Source organism: Herbiconiux sp. UC225_62, from assembly GCF_042694625.1.
Taxonomy (GTDB): Bacteria; Actinomycetota; Actinomycetes; order Actinomycetales; family Microbacteriaceae; genus Herbiconiux.
The window spans coordinates 2,357,790-2,380,602 of the sequence record NZ_CP170551.1 but is presented as its reverse complement, the minus strand read 5'-3'; the positions used below and the strand labels follow the sequence as shown (position 1 = coordinate 2,380,602).

Below are 22,813 nucleotides of genomic sequence, written 5' to 3'. Positions count from 1 at the left end.
GTTACTCCCTATTCATGTGTCGTGGTCGGTTCGTCGGCGGCGAAGACCTCGCCGGCGACGCGGAAGGCGGCATTGGCGGCGGGCACGCCGGAGTAGATCGCGGATTGGAGGATGACCTCGCCGATCTCGTCGACGGTGAGGCCGTTCCGCAGGGCGGCGCGCAGGTGCATCGCCAGCTCCTCGAGGTGCCCGTGGGCGATGAGGGAGGTCAGCACGGCGATCGAGCGGGAACGGCGGTCGAGGCCGGGTCGCGACCACACGTCTCCCCACGCGGTGCGGGTGATGAAGTCCTGCCAGTCGGCGGTGAACGCGGTGGTGGAGCGGATGGCGCGGTCGACGTGCTCGTCGGAGAGCACGGCGCGGCGCACGCGGAATCCCTGCTCCCGGCGGTCGGCGTCGGTCAGGTCGTGCTGGGGCTCTGTCATGGGCTGGTCCTTTCGAGCCGGGTGAAGAAGTCACGAAGTGCGGCTGCCGTCGCCTCGGGCTGCTCGGCGGGCGGAAGGTGCGCGGCACCCTCGATGACATCGACCGAGCCGTGCCTGACCGCGGCCGCCACCTCGTCGGCCTTCGACTCGGGGGCGACCGTGTCGTGTCGACCCCACAGCGCCAGCACGGGCTGGTCGACGTCGCCGAGGCGCTCGCGCAGGTCGAATCGGGCCAAGGCCTCGCAGCAGAGGGCGTAGGACTCGTCGTCGGCGTTTTGCAGGGCGTGCAGCAGGCGACCCGAGAGATCCGGATGCCGCGCCATCGAGTCGGCGGCGAACCAGCGCTGCGCCGATCCGATGATCACGCTCGAGGTGCTCTCGGCCCGCACCTGAGCGGCGCGGTCATGCCAGGCGTCGGGATCGCCGAGCTGCGCCCCCGAGGCGAGGATCGCCGCAGCCCGCACCCGGGCGGGATGCCTCAGCAGAAGTGCGAGGCCGGTTGCCCCGCCCAGGGAGACGCCGGCGTAGAAGAAGGAGGGAACGTCGACGGCCTCGGCGACGGCGTCGGCGAGGTCCGCCACCTCGAACAGGTCGGTCGCCGGCTGCGATGCGCCGTGCCCGGGCAGATCCCAGGCCAGCAGTCGGAAGCTGTCGGCGAGGAAGGGTGCCGCGCTCTCCCACAGGATCGTCGAGGTGCCCAGCGAGGGACCGAGCACGAGAACCGGGAGGCCCTCGGCTCCGCCCAGATGGCGCACGGCAACGGAGGGGACGGTCATGCCGGATCCTCGATCCGGTCGACGATCGCCCCGGATTCGCCGGTGTAGGCGGCGGGATCGAGGAGCGCGTCGACGTCGAGCGAAAGGGCCTCGGGGAGCGCTCGGACGAGCTCGCCCAGATCGGTGCCCGCCGCCGCGGCGGCGACCAGTTGCGACATCCGATCACCGCCGATGAGGGGAGTGAACACGATCGAGAGCCGCTCGGCCAGGATCAGACCGCCCGACAGACCGAGATTGCGGTTCACAGCCTGTTCGTCGACGCGCAGTGACGACGCGAGCCGTTCCGCGTGGGCGCTGGCGCCCAGAGCGATCCGGAGCAGGTCGAGCAGGGTCGGCCACTCGGCGTGCCAGGCCCCCGCGGGTCGCTCGTCGGCGGCGTCGGCTGCGGCGAGATGGAGTGTGGCCGCGAGCTGTGGTGCGCGCAGTGCGGCCGACCGGATGAGCACCGCCCGCACGGGATTCTGCTTCTGCGGCATCGCCGACGAGCCCCCGCCGTCGCTCACCGCGAGCTCGGCGATCTCCGTGCGGGTGAGGGTCACGACGTCCGTCGCGAACACGCCCAGGGCATCCGTGGTCTGGGTGAGGGCGTCGCCGAGCTCGGTGACGGGCCAGCGGGTGGTGTGCCACGGGGCTCCGACGTCGTCGAGGCCGAGCGCCTGGGCGAAGCGCGCGGGGAGGTGGGTGGCCGCGTCGCCGCCGAGTTCGTGGAAGGAGGCGCGCGTTCCCGCCGCGCCGCCGAGCTGGGCCGGGAGCACGAGTCCGCGCAACCGAGCGCTCGCGCGGCGGAGCCCCGCCAGCCAGACCGCGGCACGCAATCCGACGGTGGTCGGCACCGCGTGCTGGCCGAGTGTGCGGGCCGCCGCGACGAGGTCGCGATGGTCGCGCGCGAAGGTGGCGAGCACCGCTTCGGTGGCGTCGAGGCGGGCCAGCACCTGGTCGACGGCAGAGCGGGCCAGGAGCATGAGGGCCGTGTCGACGATGTCCTGGCTCGTGGCTCCGCGATGCACCCAGCTGCGCTGCTCCGGCGGGAGTCGCCGCTTCAACACGGGCACGAGCGGGATGACGGGGTTGCCGCCCGCGATGCCCTCCTCCGCGAGCGCGGCGGCATCGATCCCGTGATCGACGGCGCGCCCGGCATCCGCATTCCAGCCCAAGGCCACGGCGATCGAAGACGCGTCCTCGTCGCTCAGGGCGCCGACCTCGGCCCACGCGCGCACCAGGCCGACCTCGGCCCGGACGAGCGCCTCGAGCACGGCCTCCTCGGAGACCGCGTCGACCAGCCCCGTCGTGAGAGGCGACAGCAGCGCGTCAGAAGACAAGGAACACCGTCTCCTTCTCCCCCTGCAGCCGGATGTCGTGTCGCAGTCCGCCGTCGGGCATCCGTTCGGCGATAAGGGTGGCGCGGTCGTCGGTGGAGAGGTCGCGCAGGAGCGGGTCGGCGGCGAGCGCCGCGCTGTCGTCGGGGAGGTAGATGCGGGTGTGCAAGCGGTCGGGCAGCCCGCGGGCGTAGACGATGGCGGCGAAGAAGGCGGCTCGACCGGTACTCGCCCCCGGGTTGCGGGTGAAGAACTCGTAGTTCCCGTCGTCGTTCGTGAACGCCCGCCCGAAGCCCGTGAAGGTGTGGTCGTCACGACGGAACGATCCGCGTCTCCGCGGCACCGTCCCGTCGGAGTCGGCGCTGAAGATCTCCACGAAGGCGTCCGGCACAGGCGCCCCCGCGCCGTCGTACACGGTGCCGCCGAGCAGCACGGTGCCGGGCGCGTGCGGGTACGCGACCTGGTGCATCCGGTCGTAGCCGACCCCGTAGGCGAAGAAGGGCCCCACGGTCTGACCGGGGGTCGCGCGGAGGGTGCGAGGGGGCACGGTCATGGTCACTCGCTCTCGTTCTCGAACCAGGTGGCGTCGGGTCCGTCGACCACGATGTCGAATCGGTATCCGGTCGCCCATTCCGGCGACGTGAGGTCGTGGTCGTAGACACCGATCAGGCTCTCGCGGTCTTTCTGACGCCAGATCGTGTTGAAGATCGGGTCGAGCGCGAACAGCGGGTCGCCGGGGAAGTACATCTGCGTCACGAGGCGGTGGGTGAACGAGCTGCCGAAGACCGAGAAGTGGATGTGCGCAGGACGCCAGGCGTTCACGTGGTTCTTCCACGGGTAGGGGCCCGGCTTGATGGTGGTGAAGAGGTATTCCCCGGCGTCGTTCGTGACCGCGCGCCCCGCGCCCGTGAAGTTCGGGTCGAGGGGAGCCGGGTGCTGGTCGCGCTGGTGGATGTAGCGGCCCGCGGAGTTGGCCTGCCAGATCTCGATAAGCTGGTTCGGCACCGGCCGGCCCCAGGAGTCGGTGAGGCGGCCGCGCACCGTCATCCGCTCGCCCAGCGGTTCCCCGGCGTGCTGGATCGTGAGGTCGGATTCCACCGCCGCCACGTCGCGCTGCCCGAAGGCAGGCGAGAGAAGTTCGACGGTCTCGGGGTCGGCGAGCTTCGGGCTCTTGGTCGGATGCCGCAGGAGGCTCGAGCGGTAGGGCGCGAAGTCGTAGACGGTGGCTGGGAGTTCTTCGCCGGAGCGTTCGCGGCGCTCGAGTTCAGCGTGCAGGGATTGGATCTCGCCGGTGATCTGCTGCTGGCCGGCCTGATCCGGAGCCGCGAGCAGCCTCTCCGGCGCGGCAGCGGTGGGTGCTGTCACGGTGTCTCCTTCGACGGGGGCTTCCGACAATGGTGCGAGATCGCATCCCCGCAGAATCGACGACTCCCGTTCAATGGGAGTGCGATTGCGGAAGTGGGAAGATGAGCCATGGCCAACTCCCCTTCCGGCGACTCCGCGACCGAACGGCTGGTGCGCATCCTCGACACCTTCACTCCCACCCGCACGGTGCAGACCGCCACCGAGATCGGGCGCCGCTCGGGGCTGCCGAGTTCGACCGCGCACCGTATCGTGAACGAACTGGTCGGCGCCGGATTGTTGGAGCGCGACGAGGACCGCCGGGTGCGGGTCGGCATGCGGTTGTGGGAGCTCGCGACCCGCTCGTCGCACGCTCTCCGCCTGCGGCAGGCGGCGATGCCGTTCATGGAGCGGGTGCAGTCGCGGGTGCGGGAGCACACGCAGCTCGCCATCCTCGAGCAGGACGAGGCGCTCTTCCTCGAGCGCCTGAGCAGCCCCGAATCCGGAGCCAACATCACCCGGGTGGCGGGCCGGCTGCCGTTGCACGCCTCCAGCTCGGGTCTCGTGCTGCTCGCCTTCGGCGACGTGGATCTGCAGGAGCGTGTGCTGTCGTCGCCGCTCGCGCCCCTCACCCGCGCCACTCTGTCCGACCCCGCGGCGGTGCGGCGCAAGCTCGCCGAGGTGCGGGCGCTCGGTCATGCCATCGCGCCGGGGTACATCGAAGAGGTCTCGACGGGCATCGCGGTGCCGATCCGCGACGAGACCAGCCGGGTGGTGGCCGCCCTCTCGGTGGTGCTGCCGCGGGACGCGGAGACCGATTTCGCCGTCGTGGAACTCCACCGCGCGGCTCTCGACATCGCTCGATCACTCGGCTTCCGTCGATAGGCGGCTTCCCGTTCATCGGGAACTCGCGGACGCGACGGGTCGACCGGCTCGCACAATGGCGACACACGAGCCACCGCGGCACCCGTCGAAGGAGACGCCATGACCACCACCGTCAGCACCCAGGTCGCCATCGTGGGCGCCGGGCCCGCCGGCCTCACCCTCTCGCATCTGCTGGCCGAGGCCGGGATCGAGTCGATCGTGATCGACCGGCGCTCACGCGAGGAGATCGAGTCCACCATCCGTGCCGGCATCCTGGAGCAGAACACCGTCGAGCTCCTGCGAAGGATCGACCCCGCCACCCGGGTCGACACCGTGGGCCAGAAGCACGAGGGCATCGAGCTGCGCTTCGACGGCGAGGGGCACCGCATCGACTTCACCGCACTGGTCGGCCGGAGCGTCTGGCTGTATCCGCAGCACGAGGTGCTGAAAGACCTGCTAGCCCTGCGCACCTCTCTCGGGCAGGACATCCGGTTCGGCGTCACGGCCCTGCGCGTCGACGACGCCGAAACCACGACTCCGCTAGTGATCGCGACGGACGCGGAGGGGCAGCCCCTCGAGATCTCCGCGGCTTTCGTCGTGGGCGCCGACGGCTCGCGGAGCGTGGTGCGCACCGCTGTCAGCGGATCGCACGGCAGCGGGTACTTCCGGGAGTACCCCTTCGCCTGGTTCGGCATCCTTTGCGAGGCTCCGCCGAGCGCCGAGGAGCTCATCTACAGCAACTCGGCCGAAGGCTTCGCGCTGATCAGCCAGCGCAGCCCCGAAGTGCAGCGCATGTACTTCCAGTGCGACCCCGAGGCCGACCCGACGGCGCCGAGTGACGCGGAGATCTGGCGCATCCTGCAGGCCCGCGTTCCCGGCACGGAGTTGAACGAAGGACCGATCTTCCAGCGCGACGTGCTGCGCTTCCGCAGTTTCGTGGCCGAGCGGCTCCGGGCCGGCCGCACGGCACTCGTGGGCGACGCGGCCCACACCGTGCCGCCGGCCGGAGCGAAGGGCATGAACCTCGCGATCGCCGACGTCGTGCTGCTGGTCGACGCACTCGCCACCCTGCTTCACGACTCCGATGAACGGCTTCTCGACTCGTACGAGGAACGCGCCCTGTCGCGCATCTGGAAGGCTCAGCACTTCTCCTGGTGGATGACGAGCATGATGCACGTCGCACCCGGCGCCAGCGAGTTCGACCGGCGCCGGCAGCTCGGAGAGCTCCGGTCGGTGGTCGAGTCGGAGGCGGGCAGCGCCTACCTCGCCGAGGCCTACACGGGCTGGCCGTTGTAGACCGGGCGCGGACGTACGGCCGACGCCCTAGCGGATGACGGCGAACCCCCCGTTCCAGCCGATCTTCTCGCTCGCCGCGAGGGTGAGCTGGAGAAATCCGATGGCCTCGAGCTCGCGAGCGCGGCTCAGTCCGCCCGCGTCGAGTGCCGAGACGCCGCCGGCCGTGATGGCACCGAGCAAGGCCGTCTTGGCATCCGTGTCGTCTCCGGCCACGAGGACGGTGGTCGGGACTCCGCCCAGCTGCTTGGACGCAAGGGTGGCGGCGAGGGTCGTGTTGAACGCCTTCAGAACGTGGCTCTCGGGGAGCTTCGCCTGGATCTCCGCCGCGGCGGAACCGTCGGCGGGGACGACCAGCGAGTCGAAAGTCGAGAAGTCGAGGGGGTTCGTGATGTCGACGACTGTCCTGCCGGCCAGCTGGCCACCGAAGGCATCGAGGATACCGGCGACCTCCGGATAGGGGACGGCGAGAACCACGATGTCTCCCGAGATGGAGGCGTCGGCGTCGCCGCGCAGGACGTACTCGACGTCGCTGCCTCCGGCCGCGAACACTCCTCCGATGGCGTTTCCCATGGAGCCCTTGCCGATGATGGTGATCCGTGACATGACGATCCCTTACCCTTCCGATGATTCACTTGGACACGAGCGGTGCACGCTCATCGTCGGCTGCCACCCGTTTCGAGGTGGTCGTGCACCATCCTGACGACGCTCGCGCCCTCGCCGACCGCGGCCGACATCCGCTTCACCGACTGGCTGCGCGCGTCGCCGACGGCGAAGACGCCGGGAACCGAGGTCTCGAGGGCAGGCCTGCTGGAACCCGATCGTGTCGTGCCCGCTCCCGTGACGAGGTAGCCACGCTCGTCCCGCGCGAACTCCGGCCCGAGCCACGACGTCGCCGGTGTCGCTCCGATGAACACGAAGAGGTGCGTCGCGGCGATCTCGGTTCGCGCACCGGACGGCACGTGCTCCACGACGACCGACTCGAGGCCGGCGCCGCCCTGCGCGTCGGCCACGACCGTCTGCAGATGCACCGTGATGCGAGGATGCTCCTCCACCTGCACGATCAAATAGCGCGACATGCTCGACTCGAGATCCGGGCCGCGAACGACCAGATGAACGTGCGAAGCGGTTCCGGCCAGAAAGACGGCGGCCTGCCCGGCCGAGTTCCCCCTCCGACCACGACCACCGGTTCTGCGCCGCACTGCCGCGCCTCGTTGATCGTGGCGGCGTAGTAGACGCTGGTGTATTCGAAGCGATCGAGGGTCGCGACCTCGAGACGGTTGTATTTCATCCCCGATGCGATCACCACGGTTCGTGGGGAGAGGATCGTCCCGTCCGAGAAGCGGACCACCAGCGCACCGTCATCGGCGGCCAGGCTCTCTGCGGCGGAGGGCGCGAAGAGGGTGGCGCCGAACTTCGCGACCTGGAGAGTCGCGCGCTCGGCGAGTTCTGCGCCCGAGATCCCCGAGGGGAATCCGAGGTAGTTCTCGATCCGCGCCGATCGCGCCGCCTGACCGCCCGTCGCGACGGCGTCGGAGAGCACCACGGAGAGTCCGTCCGAGGCCGCGTAGACCGTGGCCGCGAGACCCGCCGGGCCCGCCCCGACGACGAGCACGTCACTGGTCGTCGGCGGCCGGGAAGTCCGCATGCCCAGCGCCTGCGCGACCTCCTCGACGGACGGGTTCCGGAGAGTGCGCGATCCGCCCACGATCACCACGGGCACGTCCGAGACGCCTAGCCCCGCCCGCCGCAGGATCGTCTCCGCGCCCGGGTCGCGTTCCAGGTCGAGGAGCCGGTGCGGCACCCGGTTGCGTGCGGCGAAGTCGAGCAGTCGGCGGGTGTCCGGCGAGAACGGCGATCCGATGATCCGCAGGCCGGCACCGAAGCCGATCGCCATCGACCGGCGGATCAGGTACGCACGCAGGATGACGTCGCCGAGCAGCGGGTCTCCGGTGACGATCCTCTCCAGCTCCTCGATCGGCACCGCGAGGATGATGCCGTCGTCCACCGCGGCGATCGTGGTGAACGACGGTTGTCCTTCCAGCAACCCGATGTCCCCGACGAAGCGGCCGGGGCCGTGGATGTCGACGCGCTCCCCCTCGGAGAGGGCGAGCCCACCCTCGAGCACCACGAAGAACGCGGCGGGCGGGTCGCCCGCTCGGGCCAGCACCTGACCGGCGGAGACGGGCACGCGCGTTCCCACCCCGCTCAACGATTCCAGCTGCACCGGTGTGAGGCGCGGAAACGCCCCGAGCGTGTCCGGCGTCTCAGCGACGATGCTCGCCGATCCAGGGCTTCTCGTCATGCGAAGTCCTCGTCGATGTAGCACCAGCGCCACGTCTCCCCCGGTTCGAGGGAGCGGACGATGGGATGGAGGTCGTGCAGGGCGTGGGCCCGTGCGTGTCTCATCGGTGAGGAATCGCAGCATCCCACCTTGCCGCAGGTCAGACAGAGCCGGAGGTGGACCCACGGTGTGCCGAGGGCCAGGCAGTCCTCGCAGGCGCCCGGTGTGCGAGGGGAGACTGCTCGGACGGCGGACAGGTGGGGGTCGGGATGCACGGTCATGAGGGGCCTCCTTGCTCGGTGCCCGGGGAGGCACTCTTCCGGTCTCGCGCATCCTTCTCCATCGCCTCGTCGAACCAGCGACGCAGCACGGCCACCGGCGCAGCACCCGCCTGCCGCGCGATCACCCGCCCTCCGTGGAGGACGAGCAAGGTCGGCACGGCCTGCACGGTGAACCGCGACGACAGGGCGGGCGCGCGATCGACATCCACTTTGACGAGCTTCACGTCGCCGGCCCGCTCGACCGCGAGTTGCTCCAAGACGGGGCTGACCATCCGGCACGGACCGCACCAGGTCGCCCACATGTCGACGATCACCGGCGGGTCGGCCTTCTCGGCGACCTCGCCGAAGGTGTCGTCGAGTGCGTCGACGATCCAGGGAAGAGGCTTGTGGCAGTTCCCGCAGCGCGGCCGCCCGGACCCGGCAACGGGCACGCGGTTCTTGTGACCGCATTCACGGCAGCGGATGATCGTGGTCGCCGTCGTCATGTCACGACCTCGACATCCGCGTCGGCCGCCGCACGATCCAGGTCGACGACGAGGTCGCCCTCCCGCGCGTCGATGCGCACGACGGAGCCCTCCGCCACCGATCCGGAGAGGAGCGCGCGGCCCAGCCGAGTCTCGATGTCGTGCGAGATGTAGCGCCGCAGAGGCCGCGCCCCGTAGAGCGGATCGTAGCCGCGCTCGGCGATCAGACGCCGTGCCTCCGGGGTGAGTTCCAGGGTGATCTGCCGCTCGGCGAGACGGCGGCGGAGGTCGCCCATCAGCAGTTCCACGATCGATTCGATCTGCTCGAGTCCCAGAGGCGCGAAGACGACGATGTCGTCGACGCGGTTGAGGAACTCCGGGCGGAAACGGCCGCGCAGCTCGGCGAGCACCCGGTCGCGCACCTCCTCGGTGATTCCTCCGCTGCTGTCGCGAACGCCGGTCAGCAGGTGCTCCGCCCCGATGTTGGAGGTCATGATCACGACGGTGTTCCGGAAGTCGACCGTGCGCCCCTGGCTGTCGGTGATGCGGCCGTCGTCGAGCACCTGCAGCAGCGTGTTGAAGACATCCGGATGCGCCTTCTCGATCTCATCGAAGAGCACGACGCAGTACGGTCGCCGCCGCACCGCCTCGGTGAGCTGGCCGCCCTCGTCGTATCCGACGTACCCGGGAGGGGCCCCGACCAGCCGGCTGACGGTGTGCCGCTCCTGGTACTCGCTCATGTCGAGCCGGATCATCGCCGACTCGCTGTCGAACAGGGCGCTGGCCAGGGCCTTCGCGAGTTCGGTCTTGCCGACGCCCGTCGGCCCGAGGAAGATGAACGACCCGATGGGCCGCCGGGGGTCGCGGATGCCCGACCGGGCACGGATGATCGCGTCGGCGACCAGACGCACGGCTTCGGGCTGCCCGACCACCCGCTCCTCCAGCACCTCGTCGAGCTTCAGCACCTTCTCGCGTTCGCCTTCCTGGAGACGTGCGACGGGGATGCCGGTCCAGGCGGCGACGATCTCGGCGATCTCCTCCTCGGTCACGACCTCTCGCAGCATCCGTTGCGGCCCCTGCTTCGACCGGAGCCGCTCCTCTTCGGCGGCGAGCTGGCGTTCGAGTTCGGCGAGCGTGCCGTACCGGAGTTCGGCGGCGCGGTCGAGGTCGTAACGGCGTTCGGCGTCCTCCGCTTCCCGCCGCACGCGCTCGAGCTCGCTGCGCAGCTCCTGCACCTTGCGGATCGCCTGCCGCTCGGCTTCCCACTGCGCGCGTTTCGCGTCGGCGTCGGCCCGCAGGTCCGCCAGCTCCCGGCGCAGCTCCTCCAGACGGAGGCGGCTCGGCTTGTCCTTCTCCTTCGCCAGCGCGGCCTCCTCGATCTCGAGACGGGTCACTCGGCGCGTGAGCTCGTCGAGTTCGGCGGGCATCGAGTCGATCTCGGTGCGCAGCCGCGCGCAGGCCTCGTCGACGAGGTCGATGGCCTTGTCGGGTAGGAACCGCTCGGTGATGTACCGGTGCGACAGGGTCGCGGCCGCGACGAGCGCGTTGTCCTGGATGCGCACCCCGTGGAAGACCTCGAGCCGCTCGCGCAAGCCGCGCAGGATGGAGATGGCGTCCTCGACGCCGGGCTCCTCCACCAGCACGGTCTGGAAGCGACGTTCGAGCGCGGCATCCTTCTCGATGTGTCGGCGGTACTCGTCGAGTGTGGTCGCACCGATGAGGTGGAGTTCGCCGCGCGCCAGCATGGGCTTCAGCATGTTGCCCGCGTCCATCGCCCCCTCGGTCGCCCCGGCACCCACGAGCGTGTGCAGCTCGTCGATGAACAGAAGGATGCGACCGTCGGACGAGGTGACCTCCGCCAGCACCGCCTTCATTCGCTCCTCGAACTCGCCTCGGTACTTCGCGCCGGCCACGAGGGCCGCGAGGTCGAGCTGGAAGACCGTCTTGTCGCGAAGCCCTTCGGGAACGTCGGTGCGCACGATCCGCTGGGCCAGACCTTCGACGATGGCCGTCTTGCCGACGCCCGGCTCGCCGATCAGCACCGGGTTGTTCTTCGTCTTGCGCGACAGGATCTGGATGACGCGACGGATCTCGGTGTCGCGGCCGATGACCGGATCGAGCCGCCCCGCGCGCGCATCGGCGACCAGGTCGCGGCCGTACTTCTCCAGAGCCTCATAGGTCTGCTCCGGTGTCGCGGAGTTGACGTGCTGATTGCCGCGAACGCTGGTGAGCGCGGTCAGGAAGCCCTCCCGCGTGACACCGTCGCTCTGCAAGAGGCGCGCCGTCGCACTCCCCGGGTCGTCGGCGAGCGCGAGCAGCAGGTGCTCGACGGAGACATAGGAGTCCTTGAGCCGATTCGCCTCCCGCTCGGCGCGATCGAGCGTCGCCGCGAGGGTCTTCGAGAGGAACACCTGGCCTGGTGTCGCCCCGGGTCCGGTCGTGCTCGGTTTGCGCTCGACCGCGCGCTGCACATCAGCGAGCAGAACCGTGAGATCGACTCCGGATGCTTCCAGCAGTCGCGGGATCAGTCCCCCTCCTGCGTGAGCAACGCGAGCAGGAGGTGCTCGTTCTCGGTCTCCGTCTGTCCGTTCCGGCTCGCGATGCTCTGCGCTTCCTGGAGGGCTTCCTGGGATTTCTGGGTCAGCTTGTTCATGTCCATGGTGGTGTCCCCTTTCCGAACTGGATCACCCATCGTCGGTTCTCGAGCACGTCGATCCGGTCCAGCAGATCGATGACGAGGGCGACAGCGGCGTAGTTGAGGGAGAGATCGGCGTGCAACCGCACGATCCGCCGCACCAGTTCGGGCGCGCCCCGGTCGAACCAGAGGCGCCCGCCCGCGTCCCGGCGGGCGGGCACGAGGCCGAGCTCGACGAACCGTTCGATCAGCTCGGGGTGGGTGCCGGACGCGACGGCGACCATCTCGATGTCCATCCGTGGCGGGAGCGCCGGAAGCAGGGGGGAGGTCATGACGCACGCCTCGGGTCGAAGGCGGATTCCCGTTGGAGTTGCTCGAAGAGCTCGCGTTCCCGGTCGGTCGGGTGCGGGGGAACCATGATCTTGACCTTCGCGAACAGGTCGCCCGGCTTTCCTCCCGGCTGCGGCATCCCCTGACCCTTCAGCCTCAGACGCCGGCCGCTGGAGGAACCGGGCGGAACACGCACGGTGATCGGGCCGCCGGGCGCCCGGGCAGAGACGCTCGCTCCGAGTGCGGCCTCCCAGGGCGAGATCAACAAGTCCATCTCGATGTTCTTGCCGTCCAGCCGGAGGCGGCGGTCGGGCCGCACCCGGAAGGTGATGACGAGATCGCCGACCCCGCCCTCGTCTCTGCCGGCGCCACCCCCACCGGCGACGCGCATCCGTTGACCATCCAGAACGCCGGGCGGGATCTGGAGGTCGAGTGTCTGACGGCCGCCGTCCGGACCGGAGACGACGACCGTGCGGGCGCCGCCGCGGAAGGCCTCCTCGACCGTGAGTTCGAGGGTCAGCTCGTGGTCCATCCCTCGCATCGAGCCGAACACGTCGCCGAAGAGGTCACCCCAGTCGACCGAGGCCCCACCCGGTCCGGCCCCGCCTTGAGCGCTCGACCAGGTGAATCCGGACGGGCCGGGCCGGGCGCGGGTACGTCCGCCGCCACCCGCCGCGGCGCCCTGGGTCTGCGACGCGTACTCGCGTTCGGCTCCCGCGTACTGACGGAACTCCGGTCCGAAGCGGTCGTACTGGGCGCGGGATTCCGGGTCGGCCAGCACATGGTAGGCCTCGCTGATCTGCTTGAAGCGATCTTCGGCCCCGGCGTCCTTGTTGACGTCCGGATGATACTTCCGGGCCAGTTTGCGGTAGGCGCGCTGGATCTCCTTGGCGTCCGCCGACCGCGAGACGCCGAGCAGTCGGTAGTAGTCCTCGGCGGCCACGGTGTCACTCATCCGCCGCGGTGACGATGACTCCGGCGGGGCGCAACAGCCGCTCCGGAGTCCCGAACCCGAGGCGGGTGACGGCGACGACCGTCTGCGGTGGCTGGTCACCCCGCTCGACCACCGACACGACCTCGTGAACGCGGGGATCGAAGGGCACGCCCACCTCATTGATCCGCGGGTAGCCGAGGCGCTCGAGCGCGGCGATGGCTTGTTCCCGGATCGACTCCATGCCTTCGGCGAGTCCGGCGTTCCCGGCTCGGGCGTACGCGACCGCATCCTGGAGGCCGTCGACCACAGGCAGGAAGACGGCTGCGGCGCGGGCCCGCTCCGCGTCGAGCGCGACCGAGAGCTCACGAGCCGCGCGCTTGCGGACGTTGTCGAGATCGGCTGCCGCACGCTTCCAGCGATCCTCGACCTCGGCGAGACGTCGGTTCAGGTCATCCGTCGGGTCTTCCGTGACGTCCATGTCGTCCATGTCGTCCATGTCACGGTCTCTCAGCTTCGATCGAACTCGGCGTCGACGACGTCGTCGGAATCATCGGCATCGATGTCGTCCTGCGATGGCGACGAGTCGGACCCCCGGGCGACCGACAGGGCGGCCTCCATCTGCTGCAACTCGCTGGTCAGTTCCCGGGCCTCGGATGCCGGAACCTCGCGCCCGACGGCGTCACGCGCCTGCCCGATCAGCATCTCCGCGCGGGCGCGTTCATGTTGCGGCACGGACTCGCCGCGCTCCGAGAGCGTGCGCTCGACCCGGTAGGCGGCGGCGTCGAGCTCGTTGCGGGCATCGATGTCTTCGCGCAGATGCTGGTCTTCGGCACGGTGCTGCTCGGCCTCCTGCACCATCCGCTCGATCTCGGCCTGATCGAGGTTCGTCGTGCCGCTGATCGTGATCCCCTGCTCGGCGCCCGTGTCCTTGTCGCGCGCCTTCACGTTCAGGATGCCGTTCGCGTCGATGTCGAAGGTGACCTCGACCTGCGGTTCGCCGCGCGGCGCGGGCCGGATGCCGGTGAGGGTGAAGCGGCCGAGCACGCGGTTGTCGGCGGCTCGTTCCCGCTCTCCCTGCAGCACGACGATCTCGACGGAGTCCTGGCTGTCCTGAGCGGTGGAGAACACCTCGCTCCGCCGCGCCGGGATGGTGGTGTTGCGTTCGATGATCTTCGTCATCACCCCACCGCGGGTCTCGACGCCCAGCGAGAGCGGAGTCACGTCGAGCAGGAGCACGTCGCTGACCTCGCCCTTCAAGACGCCCGCCTGGATGGCGGCGCCGACGGCGACCACCTCGTCCGGGTTCACCGTCATGTTCGGGTCTTTGCCCCCGGTGAGCCGTTTGACGAGGTTCTGCACGGCCGGGATCCTGGTCGACCCACCGACCAGGATGACCTCGTCGATGTCGTTCTCGGTGACCTTCGCGTCTTCCATCGCCTGACGCACGGGTCCGAGGCAGCGCTCGACGAGATCGGCGGTGATGTTCTCGAAGGTGGCGCGCTTGAGGGTGGTGGTCAGATGCTTCGGCCCCGCGGCATCCGCGGTGACGAACGGCAGGCTGACCTGGGTCTGGCTCACGGTGCTGAGTTCGACCTTGGCCTTCTCGGCGGCCTCGAAGAGGCGTTGCAGAGCCTGGGGGTCGTTCCGGAGGTCGATGCCCTCCGCTTTCTGGAACTCGTCGGCGAGGTAGTCGACCACGCGACGGTCGAAATCGTCGCCACCGAGATGGGTGTCGCCGGCAGTCGAGCGCACCTCGACCACGCCGTCGCCGACATCGAGCAGGCTCACGTCGAAGGTGCCGCCGCCGAGGTCGAACACGAGCACGGTCTCGTGCTCCTTCTTGTCCAGGCCATAGGCGAGCGCGGCCGCGGTCGGCTCGTTGATGATGCGGAGCACTTCCAGGCCCGCGATGCGGCCCGCGTCCTTCGTCGCCGTGCGCTGGGCGTCGTTGAAGTAGGCGGGAACGGTGATCACCGCCTCCGTCACCTTCTCTCCGAGGAACTTGGCCGCGTCGTCGACGAGCTTGCGCAAGACGAGCGCGCTGATCTCCTCCGGCGCGTAGAGCTTGTCACGGATCGTGAACCGGGCTTCGCCGTTCGGACCGGGCACGATGTCGAATCCGACCGCCTTCGACTCCTCCTCGATCTCGTCGAACTTGCGACCGATGAAGCGCTTGGCCGACGAGATCGTGCCCTTGGGGTTGAGGATCGCCTGCCGCCGTGCGAGCTGCCCGACGAGTCGCTCCCCGGTGTCCGTGAACGCGACGACGGAGGGGGTCGTGCGGGCGCCTTCCGCATTCGGGATGACCTTCGCCTCTCCACCCTCCCAGACCGCGATCACCGAGTTCGTGGTGCCGAGGTCGATGCCGACTGCCTTGGCCATCAGAGATCCCCTTTCATCGTGCCGTCGGGTCGTGCACCCGGAGGCGTTTCGTCCGGCGCGGAGCGGATCTCCACGCGCCTCGGCTTGCTCGACTCGTCGACCGGGACGTGCAGCGTCAGCACGCCGTTCCGGATGTCGGCCGAGAGCTTCGAGCTGTCGAGACTGTCGCCGAGGAAGAGCTGTCGCACGAATTCGCCGCGCGGACGCTCGTCGATGAGCAGCACGTCATCCGTCCGGAAGGTCGGGCGTCGTTGCACGGTGACGGTGACGACATTGCGCTCGACGCGCACATCGACATCGGCTGGGTCCGTGCCCGGAACGTCGGCCACCACGAAGTAGTCATCGCCCCGCCGGTAGGCCTCGAGAGGCACCGCGCGGGTGCGTCGATTCGCGCCCACCGCCTGCTCGACAGCGCGGTCGACGTCGTCGTACCGGTCGAATCCCATGAGGGTCATGACGCCTTCCTCACTCCTGCGGAGACGGTGTCCGCCCAGGCCGATTGTGCTCCTGCGGACACGCGGTTCTCTTCGGCCCCGCAGAGCCAAAGAAGTCCATGTCGTTGCGCTGTCGGGCCGAGGTGAAAGCGACTAGCCTGGCCTGGCGGAGTCCACCATGATGTGCGCACTGAACGATCCCCTGTTAGTCGCGCAAGCCGACCTCGATGCCCAGGCACAGTCGGACCTGTTCGACCTCTCCAGAGCGGGCTCGATGATGTTCGAGCAGCCCACCATCCGTCGCACGTTCCGTCTCACGTCCGCCGCGGTCAAAGCGATCGCGGGGTGCTCGGTTCTGGCGGCGTACGTCGCGGAGGGCGAGCATCTCGCCCGCTATTCGGGCAGGACCAACCGCCGACTCGATCTCCAGGTGGAGGACCGCGCCGGATCGAGCGGAGTGCTGGAGTACGGTCCGGTCTGGCGCTACGCGCTGTTCTTCCCCGGGACCAAGGCCGTCAGAGGCGCGTTCGTTCTCCAGGCGACGATCGAACCATCGCGCGAAGTGGTGTTCCTTCTCCTCGCGCTGGCAGCATCGACCGGCGCAGCGCTGGCCGCGGCCGAACTGATCGAGCGCGAACGCGAGCAGGCGGGTGAACTGCGGCGGCTCGGCGAGGCCCAGGAAGGTCTGAACCGCCAGCTGGCGGCGACGATCCTGCGGCTCGACACGCGCCAGCGGATCCGGGACTCCTTCGTCGCGGCGGCCGGGGCCGGGAACGGCGAAGCGCAGATCGTCGATGCGTTGAGTGCGATCACCCGACGGTCCGTGGTGCTCCAGGACTCGTTCGGCATCGAACGCGCGTTCACGCACGTCGATGGCTCGGCCGCACCGTCCGACATGCGCGCCCCTGTCGACATCCGCCCCTCGACCACCCTCCGCACGAACGGATGGCGGTCCACGGAGGTCCGGTCGGGCGACGAAACGATCGGGATGATCGGCATCTACGACCCGGACGACGAGCGGAGCGACGACGATCGCTTCGCCGTCGAGCATGCAAGCGCGATGATCGCCGTCGAGCTCGTCCACCACCGCAGCATCGCGGAGGTCGAGATCCGCTTGGGTCGCGACCTCGCCGACGACCTGGTCATCGGCGCCGACGTCGTCGACGTCTTCGCCCGGGCCGAGCTGCTCAAGTTCGATCTCAGCGGCGCTCACCGCGCGGTGCTCGTCTCCTGGGAGGAGCCGACGCCCAACGGGATCGACATCGACACGGCTCTGCGCCACGAACTGGCGGCCATGCGCGTGCAGGCCCTCACCTCGCGCCGAGCAGACGCAACGGTCCTCGCCATCGTCGCCGATGGCGACGACCTCTCGACCCTCTACGAGCGGCTGTCCTCGACGGTCGTCAGCACCCGAGGCACCATCGGTGTCGGTGGACGCGGCATCGCGGATGAGCTCCCCCGTTCCTTCGTCGAGGCCGGCCGCGCCCTGCAGATACGGGTGGAATCGTCTCTGCCCTACGGCCTCTCCAACCACGACGACCTCGGTCTGCTCCGCATCCTCGACACGTCGAATGACAGGGTCGAGCTGACCGGTTACCTCGAGAAGTGGCTCGGCCCGTTGGTCGAGCACGACCGGGATCATCACTCCGAGCTCGTCCACACGCTGAGTGTCTACCTCGACTCGGGCGGCAACTACGATCGTACCGCCCAGGCGCTGACGATCCATCGCAGCACACTCCGCTACCGTCTCGGACGCATCCGAGAGCTGAGCGGTCGCGATCTCGCCGACCCGGACACCCGGCTCAATCTCCACATCGCCGTCCGCGCCCGCGCGGCTCTGCGAGACGGCCTGCGCGGATCCGCGCCAGCCCGGTGACGCAACGAAGGAGGCACGTCCGTGACATCCGACCCGCACGAGGCAGAGTTCGTCGGACAGGGGCGGCGAGGGATCGTGGCCGGCCTCCTCGACGCGTTCGACCGGGCACGAACCGACCAGCGACCCGTCTGGGTCTCGTTGGAGGCACCGACCGGCTGGGGCAAGACGCGCATCGCGCGGGAGTTCTACTCCGCGTTGGCGCAGACCCAGACCGAGCCGCCGTACTGGCCTTCGACGATGGCCGCCGCTCGTTCGAAGGTCTCGGAGCGTCGCAAGATCATCAACCCGCCCGACTTCGAGCACCTGCCGATGAGCCGGCCGGACTACCTCTGGTGGGGAATCGCCTGCGGCAGACGCAACGGCACCGCCACAGAGTCCCTGCTTCAGGACGTCGCTGTGCTGCGCAAGCACATCGACCATCTCGAGAACGCGTGGTGGTATCGAGCGGGCTTCGTCGAGAAGTTCGCCTATCCCGCGTTCGCAGCGCTCCGCGCGAAGGTTCTCGAGGAGGGTGTGGCTGCGGTCGTCGATTTCGGGGTCACGAAAGCCGCCGAGATGGTCGGGGGCGCGCTGCCGGGCTTCTCGGCGATGAGCTGGCTGGTCCGGAAAGGAGTCTCGGAGGGCAAGGCCGCACGCGCCCGGAGCAAGAATCTGCGGAGCGCCGAGGAGATCGTGTACCGGCCCTCCGAGGTCGACGAGGTCGAGTCCTTCCTCGCCAAGATCGCTCCTCTGATTCCCGTCGTGCTCTTCGTGGAAGACGTCCACGACGCGGACGACCTCCTTCTCGAGCTGCTCCAGCGCCTGATCCGGCGTGATGCACCGGTGATGATCCTCACCACGGGATGGCCGGGAGTCATCGATGCCAACCCCGGCGTCGCGCGAGCGATGGGCAGAGCAGGTGAGCGGCTGATCCGTGTCGATGAAGAGATGACGACCCTGCCTTCGCCGTTCCCTCCCGAAGCCTCGCTCCAGGCCTTGGACACCGACGACCTCGCGTCGATCATGGGATCGCATGTCGCGCAGGTCAGTCCGGCGACACGGAATGCACTGGTGTCCGCCTACCGGAACCCGTTCGCTCTCGAGTTGGTTCTCGAGACGTACGGCGATCCCGACGGAGACGTTCTCGACATCGAGTCGGCCGACGTCGAACGACTCTCGGGCAAGGTGGAGGACGTCTACAAGTCGGCCTGGGAACGACTCGACGAGGCGGATCGGGAGCGGTTGACCCTGGCCACCCTCGCCATTCCCGCCATCGTCTCCGCCCGCGCATCCGACAGCCAGTCCTGGGACAACGTGATGTTCGACGCGGCACTCTCGCGTCTCGGCCAGCACGGGACCGATGCGCAGGCGGAGAGGAACGCCGTCGAGCGCACCTGGGTGCGCTCCGTCGACGAGTACCTCTGCCAGTTCCACGACGCGGCTCAGATGAACGTCGCCGCCGCCGAGTTCGCCACGGCGACACGACGGCAACGCGTGCGGGAAGCGCTCATCGACGAGGCCAGACACCTCATCGCCGATCACTCGACCCCGGCGGATCGATCGGCGCAGGCCAGTCGCCTTCTACTGGCCTACGGCGCCGAGATCGACGAGCACGATTTCGCCGACGCCACACGCGCGCTCGTGGGTGTTCTCGGCGAGCTTCACCAGGAGACGGATGCGATCGCGCGCCTGGGCGACGACACCGACCTCCGACTCGACCTGGGCGACCAGCGCGACCGCGACCTCCTCTGGACCTTCGCTCAGGCCCAGAGGGAACTGGGCAACCCCAAGCGGGCGATCGAACTGCTCGAAAAGCTGCTGGAGGCCGAACGGAAGGTCTACGGCCGGGATGCTTCCGAGCTTCTGGGGACTCGACGCGCGATCGCGAGCGCCGTGGCGAGCGACGGGCGGCCGCAGGCGGCAGTGGAGATGCTCGAGGACGTGCTCGCTCAGCAGCTGACCACGCACGTCGCATCCGATGCCGACGTGCTGGACACGCGGGCCGAACTGAGCCTCGCCTTCGCCGATGCCGACCGCCCGCAGGACGCCATCCGCCTCAACGAAGACCTTCTCGTCACGCAGGCGAAGACCTTCGGCGACGACAGTGCCGAGCTCACCGAGACCCGCCGCCGGCTGGCCGCCGTCATGGCCGAAACAGGCCGGCCGGAGGACGCCCTTCGGATCTGGGAGCAGATCGCCGCCGACATCTCGGCGAGGTCGGGCCGAGACAGTCCCGACGCCCTCGCCGCGAGATCCCGTCTGGCGATGGCCACGGAGGACGCCCTCGGTGCGGAAGAGGCGATCGGTCAGTACACCGCACTGCTCGCCGACCAGCGGCGGGTGCTCGGACCGGACGCTCGGGACGTCCTCGTCACGAGCGCGAACCTCGCGCGAACCTCGGGGGTGCCGGCGCCATGACAGAGCACGACGACGACCGACCTCGGCAGCCGGGACGCACCGTGGCCCGTTCGGATCCCGGGCGAGCGATGGCCTTCAGTGATGCGGTCATCGCGATCGTCATCACCGTGCTGGTGCTCGACCTCCGCCCACCCGACACGGAGCCCGGGGGGCTGCTGGCAGGCCTGCTGGACGAGTGGCCGACCTATCTCGCGTACGCGGCCTCGTACGTGTACCTGGCGGTGATCTGGCTGAACCACAAGGCCGCGTTCACCCGTATCCGCGAGATGGACATCGGGCTCCAGTGGGCGAACCTCGGCATCCTCGCCACGCTCGCGCTGGTGCCCTGGCCGACCGCGGTGATCGCCAACACGGCCAGGACAGGCAACCTCGCCGACGAACGCGTCGCCGTCGCGCTCTACGCGATCATCGGAGCGCTGCTGTGCCTGTCCTGGCTCGTGTTCTTCTCGTACCTGGCGCGTCATCCCGATCTCACGCATGATCACGTCGACGATGACTACTTCGCTCACGAACGGCCGCGCGCCCTCATCGGCGTTCTGCTGTACCTGGCTGCGGGAGCGGCGGGCGTCTTCATCCACCCGCTCGTCGCATCCGTGATCTTCCTCGTGCTGCCCGTGTTCTACGGGATCACCAGCCACGGCTACGACCAAGGGCCGTCGTTCCTCCGCCGTGGTGCGGGGTCGGCGAAGAGCAGCTGACCGAACCGCCGACCGGTTCGACCGGCGGTTCGATCGGTCGCCCTAGATGTCGTCGAAGGACGGACTCGACGTCGGGTTGTACGACCCCGGGGTGGCGAGCAATCCACCGTCGACGGGAAGGGTGACGCCCGTGACGAACGACGCCTTGGGTGAGCTCAGCCAGATGACGGCCTCGGCGACCTCCTCCGCCGTGCCGAAGCGGTGCAACGGCTGCGGCGCGAGCATCATCTGCTGCAAAGGCTCCGGCGCCGACTGCATGAGCGGGGTCCAGATGGCGCCCGGCGCGACCGCATTGATGCGGATGCCGAGGTTGGCGTACTCCCCCGCCGACACCTTCGTGAGCCCCACGACGGCGTGCTTGCTCGACACGTAGGGACTGGTCAGCGCCGTGCCCACCAAGCCCGAGACGGACGCGGTGTTCACGATCGCGCCGCCGCCGTGGTCCTTCATGTAGCGCAGCTCATATTTCATGCACAGCCATACGCCTTTGATGTTGACGTCGAAGACCCGCTCCCAGGCATCCTCTTCCACCTCGGCGGTGAAGCCCTCGGCCACGGTGCCGGCGTTGTTGTGGGCGAAGTCGAGCCGGCCGTAGGTCGCGACGGTCGCGTCGACCAGGTGCTCGACCTGATCGGCCTGGCTGACGTCGACGGCCACGAAGGTGGCCGTGCCTCCGGCCTCGGTGATGAGGCGCACCGTCTCCTCACCTCCGGCGCGCGAGCGCTCCAGGTCGCCGACCACGACCGAGCCGCCGGCCGCAGCGAACGCCAGAGCGCTGGCTCGGCCGATTCCGCTCGCGGCGCCGGTGACGAGCCCGGCTTTCCCGTCGAACCAACGCGCCTCAGACACCGTTCGCCTCCGCCACGTTGTCGAGACTGATGACGGTGCCCTTGATGTTGATCAGCGGCGGCAGCTCGCCACCCTGCTTCGTCAGGATGTCGTAGGCCGCGTAGATGGCCTGCGTGCTGAGCGCGTCGGAGTCGAGGAAGTAGCTGAACGTCACAGCACCGCTCTCGATCGACTCGACGTCACTCACCGAGCCGGCGTTCATTCCTGTGATGATCTTGCCCTTGGCGATGTTTCCCGCCGCGATCGCGGCCAGCGAGTTGTAGGTGAGGATCGCGTCGACATCCGGGTACTTCGTGAGGATGTCGTTGGCCGCGGTGGCCGCGCCTGCCGGGTTGTCGGTCTGGGCGTCGACCCGGCCCAGGAACTTCAGTCCGAACTTCTCGCCCCAGTATTCCTGCCGGTCTCCCACGTACTGCAGCGACGGGATGGGCAGACCGACGTTCAGCACGGCGAACGTCGCGCCCGGCTTCTTCTCGGCGACCGCTCGCACGATCGCGTAGGCCTCGTCGTCGTAGGCGTTGCCGATCGAGGCCGAGACGCCCGCGATCGGCTCCTGGGTGAAGTCCCACGGAGTCGCGAACGCGATCACCGGCACGCCCGCGTCGTTGGCCTTCTTGATGGAGTTGCTCCACGACTCGGGGTTCAGCGGGTAGCCCACGATCGCGTCCACCCCTTGGGTCAGCAGCTCATCGAATTGGGTGACCTGCAGTTGCGCGTCGAGGTTGGCATCCTTGGCGATCATCGTGCCGCCCAGCTCCTCCGTGACCTTCTGCGCGACCTCCTGCTGATAGTGCGTGACGGGGTAGGCGTCGAACGGGCTGAGGTAGCCGACGGTGAACGACTGACCGGGAACCTTCTCGGGGGTGGGGAAGCTGTCGGGGAAACCCGCCTCCGGGCCGTCGTAAGGCACGTCGACGAACTCGGAGGTGGAGGCGTCGCCGGTGCCGGCGGGTGCCGCCTCCGTGCTGCACGCGGCCAGGGAGACGCCGATCGCGGTGGCTGCGATCAGGGCGCCGAGACGGACGTGGCGTGGTCGAGTCATTGCATTCTCCTCATTGAGTGGTGACACGGGTGGTGACGCCTCACGGTAGGTCAGCCCCGACTGAAAGCACTATGAGATAGTTCGACCGCCTTTGATAGCCGAATTCGTAAGGATGGGCGAGGCTGTCCCATCGCTGTTCAGCTATCAGTACGTGAAGAATTTCGAAAGAGACCTCAGGGTGCTCTTCCCATA

General features: G+C 69.0%; 20 protein-coding genes and 2 pseudogenes. 5 read left to right on the top strand and 17 right to left on the bottom strand.

The genetic code is table 11. The annotated features are described in order from the left end of the window. Positions 1-8 precede the first annotated feature (8 nt). Genes pcaC through pcaH form a run of 5 tightly spaced genes read right to left on the bottom strand, consistent with a single transcriptional unit; the run spans position 9 to position 3,882 of the window. Positions 9-425: a 4-carboxymuconolactone decarboxylase gene (gene pcaC / locus ACFJGU_RS11550; RefSeq protein WP_382303683.1), complete on the bottom strand. Its 417-nt coding sequence runs from the start codon at positions 423-425 to the stop codon at positions 9-11. Further along, complete coding sequence (locus tag ACFJGU_RS11545; RefSeq protein WP_382303682.1) at positions 422-1,201, bottom strand: alpha/beta fold hydrolase; 780 nt, start codon at positions 1,199-1,201, stop codon at positions 422-424. The genes pcaC and ACFJGU_RS11545 overlap by 4 nt, the downstream gene beginning before the upstream one ends. Next, entirely contained in the window at positions 1,198-2,520 is a 1,323-nt protein-coding gene (locus tag ACFJGU_RS11540; protein WP_382303681.1) for a lyase family protein, read from the bottom strand. The genes ACFJGU_RS11545 and ACFJGU_RS11540 overlap by 4 nt, the downstream gene beginning before the upstream one ends. Then, a complete protein-coding gene (pcaG, locus tag ACFJGU_RS11535; RefSeq protein ID WP_382303680.1) occupies positions 2,510-3,070 on the bottom strand; it encodes a protocatechuate 3,4-dioxygenase subunit alpha in 561 nt (186 codons plus the stop codon). Before pcaG ends, ACFJGU_RS11540 begins: the two co-directional genes overlap by 11 nt. Positions 3,071-3,072: 2 nt before the next feature. After that, complete coding sequence (gene pcaH / locus ACFJGU_RS11530) at positions 3,073-3,882, bottom strand: protocatechuate 3,4-dioxygenase subunit beta (protein WP_382303679.1); 810 nt, start codon at positions 3,880-3,882, stop codon at positions 3,073-3,075. Between the two features lie 108 nt (positions 3,883-3,990). On the opposite strand from pcaH, the gene ACFJGU_RS11525 reads away from it, so the two are divergent. Continuing rightward, positions 3,991-4,743 (top strand): IclR family transcriptional regulator, encoded by a 753-nt coding sequence (locus tag ACFJGU_RS11525; protein WP_382303678.1) that lies wholly within the window; start codon positions 3,991-3,993, stop codon positions 4,741-4,743. A gap of 99 nt (positions 4,744-4,842) precedes the next feature. Continuing rightward, positions 4,843-6,018 carry a 4-hydroxybenzoate 3-monooxygenase gene (locus tag ACFJGU_RS11520; RefSeq protein ID WP_382303677.1) on the top strand — a complete coding sequence of 392 codons (1,176 nt, stop codon included), beginning with the start codon at positions 4,843-4,845 and terminating at the stop codon, positions 6,016-6,018. Between the two features lie 27 nt (positions 6,019-6,045). On the opposite strand, the gene ACFJGU_RS11515 is transcribed toward ACFJGU_RS11520, so the two are convergent. The 10 genes and pseudogenes from ACFJGU_RS11515 to ACFJGU_RS11470 form a co-directional block, all read right to left on the bottom strand. Further along, positions 6,046-6,621, bottom strand: a complete 576-nt coding sequence (locus ACFJGU_RS11515) for an NADPH-dependent F420 reductase (RefSeq protein ID WP_382303676.1) — start codon at positions 6,619-6,621, stop codon at positions 6,046-6,048. A gap of 50 nt (positions 6,622-6,671) precedes the next feature. Further along, positions 6,672-8,320, bottom strand: a pseudogene (locus ACFJGU_RS11510) (FAD-dependent oxidoreductase). Further along, a complete protein-coding gene (locus ACFJGU_RS11505; protein WP_382303675.1) occupies positions 8,317-8,580 on the bottom strand; it encodes a UBP-type zinc finger domain-containing protein in 264 nt (87 codons plus the stop codon). Before ACFJGU_RS11505 ends, ACFJGU_RS11510 begins: the two are co-directional and overlap by 4 nt. Beyond that, on the bottom strand, positions 8,577-9,065 hold the full coding sequence (gene trxA / locus ACFJGU_RS11500; protein WP_382303674.1) for a thioredoxin: 489 nt from the start codon (positions 9,063-9,065) through the stop codon (positions 8,577-8,579). Before trxA ends, ACFJGU_RS11505 begins: the two co-directional genes overlap by 4 nt. Continuing rightward, positions 9,062-11,703: pseudogene (clpB, locus tag ACFJGU_RS11495) on the bottom strand (ATP-dependent chaperone ClpB). The gene trxA and the pseudogene clpB overlap by 4 nt, the downstream one beginning before the upstream one ends. Continuing rightward, positions 11,694-12,011 (bottom strand): chaperone modulator CbpM, encoded by a 318-nt coding sequence (locus ACFJGU_RS11490; protein ID WP_382303673.1) that lies wholly within the window; start codon positions 12,009-12,011, stop codon positions 11,694-11,696. Before ACFJGU_RS11490 ends, clpB begins: the two are co-directional and overlap by 10 nt. Further along, the gene (locus tag ACFJGU_RS11485; RefSeq protein WP_382303672.1) at positions 12,008-12,964 is read right to left on the bottom strand and encodes a DnaJ C-terminal domain-containing protein; all 957 of its coding nucleotides are present in this window, start codon (positions 12,962-12,964) and stop codon (positions 12,008-12,010) included. The genes ACFJGU_RS11490 and ACFJGU_RS11485 overlap by 4 nt, the downstream gene beginning before the upstream one ends. Then, on the bottom strand, positions 12,957-13,439 hold the full coding sequence (locus tag ACFJGU_RS11480) for a nucleotide exchange factor GrpE (protein ID WP_382303671.1): 483 nt from the start codon (positions 13,437-13,439) through the stop codon (positions 12,957-12,959). Before ACFJGU_RS11480 ends, ACFJGU_RS11485 begins: the two co-directional genes overlap by 8 nt. Before the next feature lie 11 nt (positions 13,440-13,450). Further along, a complete protein-coding gene (gene dnaK, locus ACFJGU_RS11475; protein ID WP_382303670.1) occupies positions 13,451-15,325 on the bottom strand; it encodes a molecular chaperone DnaK in 1,875 nt (624 codons plus the stop codon). After that, on the bottom strand, positions 15,325-15,780 hold the full coding sequence (locus ACFJGU_RS11470) for an Hsp20/alpha crystallin family protein (protein ID WP_382303669.1): 456 nt from the start codon (positions 15,778-15,780) through the stop codon (positions 15,325-15,327). Before ACFJGU_RS11470 ends, dnaK begins: the two co-directional genes overlap by 1 nt. Before the next feature lie 157 nt (positions 15,781-15,937). On the opposite strand from ACFJGU_RS11470, the gene ACFJGU_RS11465 reads away from it, so the two are divergent. From ACFJGU_RS11465 to ACFJGU_RS11455, 3 genes are read left to right on the top strand one after another with little or no spacing between them, the layout of a single operon-like run. Next, entirely contained in the window at positions 15,938-17,635 is a 1,698-nt protein-coding gene (locus ACFJGU_RS11465) for a PucR family transcriptional regulator (RefSeq protein WP_382303668.1), read from the top strand. A gap of 21 nt (positions 17,636-17,656) precedes the next feature. Further along, a complete protein-coding gene (locus ACFJGU_RS11460; RefSeq protein ID WP_382303667.1) occupies positions 17,657-20,032 on the top strand; it encodes a tetratricopeptide repeat protein in 2,376 nt (791 codons plus the stop codon). Then, complete coding sequence (locus tag ACFJGU_RS11455; RefSeq protein ID WP_382303666.1) at positions 20,029-20,730, top strand: TMEM175 family protein; 702 nt, start codon at positions 20,029-20,031, stop codon at positions 20,728-20,730. The genes ACFJGU_RS11460 and ACFJGU_RS11455 overlap by 4 nt, the downstream gene beginning before the upstream one ends. Positions 20,731-20,772: 42 nt before the next feature. On the opposite strand, the gene ACFJGU_RS11450 is transcribed toward ACFJGU_RS11455, so the two are convergent. Together ACFJGU_RS11450 and ACFJGU_RS11445 are read right to left on the bottom strand one after the other, a co-directional pair. Further along, entirely contained in the window at positions 20,773-21,579 is an 807-nt protein-coding gene (locus ACFJGU_RS11450) for a glucose 1-dehydrogenase (RefSeq protein ID WP_382303665.1), read from the bottom strand. Further along, positions 21,572-22,621, bottom strand: coding sequence for a sugar ABC transporter substrate-binding protein (locus tag ACFJGU_RS11445; protein WP_382303664.1), 1,050 nt, complete (start codon positions 22,619-22,621; stop codon positions 21,572-21,574). The genes ACFJGU_RS11450 and ACFJGU_RS11445 overlap by 8 nt, the downstream gene beginning before the upstream one ends. Between the last annotated feature and the right edge of the window lie 192 nt (positions 22,622-22,813).

Excerpts from the sequence above, each read along its gene's own strand:
- trxA (WP_382303674.1), bottom strand. The coding sequence starts at position 9,065 with ATGACGACGGCGACCACGATCATCCGCTGCCGTGAATGCGGTCACAAG.
- ACFJGU_RS11445 (WP_382303664.1), bottom strand. The coding sequence starts at position 22,621 with ATGACTCGACCACGCCACGTCCGTCTCGGCGCCCTGATCGCAGCCACC.
- ACFJGU_RS11465 (WP_382303668.1), top strand. The coding sequence starts at position 15,938 with ATGATGTGCGCACTGAACGATCCCCTGTTAGTCGCGCAAGCCGACCTC.
- pcaG (WP_382303680.1), bottom strand. The coding sequence starts at position 3,070 with ATGACCGTGCCCCCTCGCACCCTCCGCGCGACCCCCGGTCAGACCGTG.
- ACFJGU_RS11505 (WP_382303675.1), bottom strand. The coding sequence starts at position 8,580 with ATGACCGTGCATCCCGACCCCCACCTGTCCGCCGTCCGAGCAGTCTCC.
- ACFJGU_RS11515 (WP_382303676.1), bottom strand. The coding sequence starts at position 6,621 with ATGTCACGGATCACCATCATCGGCAAGGGCTCCATGGGAAACGCCATC.
- ACFJGU_RS11455 (WP_382303666.1), top strand. The coding sequence starts at position 20,029 with ATGACAGAGCACGACGACGACCGACCTCGGCAGCCGGGACGCACCGTG.
- ACFJGU_RS11480 (WP_382303671.1), bottom strand. The coding sequence starts at position 13,439 with ATGGACGACATGGACGACATGGACGTCACGGAAGACCCGACGGATGAC.
- ACFJGU_RS11485 (WP_382303672.1), bottom strand. The coding sequence starts at position 12,964 with ATGAGTGACACCGTGGCCGCCGAGGACTACTACCGACTGCTCGGCGTC.
- ACFJGU_RS11470 (WP_382303669.1), bottom strand. The coding sequence starts at position 15,780 with ATGACCCTCATGGGATTCGACCGGTACGACGACGTCGACCGCGCTGTC.
- ACFJGU_RS11525 (WP_382303678.1), top strand. The coding sequence starts at position 3,991 with ATGGCCAACTCCCCTTCCGGCGACTCCGCGACCGAACGGCTGGTGCGC.
- dnaK (WP_382303670.1), bottom strand. The coding sequence starts at position 15,325 with ATGGCCAAGGCAGTCGGCATCGACCTCGGCACCACGAACTCGGTGATC.
- ACFJGU_RS11545 (WP_382303682.1), bottom strand. The coding sequence starts at position 1,201 with ATGACCGTCCCCTCCGTTGCCGTGCGCCATCTGGGCGGAGCCGAGGGC.
- pcaC (WP_382303683.1), bottom strand. The coding sequence starts at position 425 with ATGACAGAGCCCCAGCACGACCTGACCGACGCCGACCGCCGGGAGCAG.
- ACFJGU_RS11490 (WP_382303673.1), bottom strand. The coding sequence starts at position 12,011 with ATGACCTCCCCCCTGCTTCCGGCGCTCCCGCCACGGATGGACATCGAG.
- ACFJGU_RS11520 (WP_382303677.1), top strand. The coding sequence starts at position 4,843 with ATGACCACCACCGTCAGCACCCAGGTCGCCATCGTGGGCGCCGGGCCC.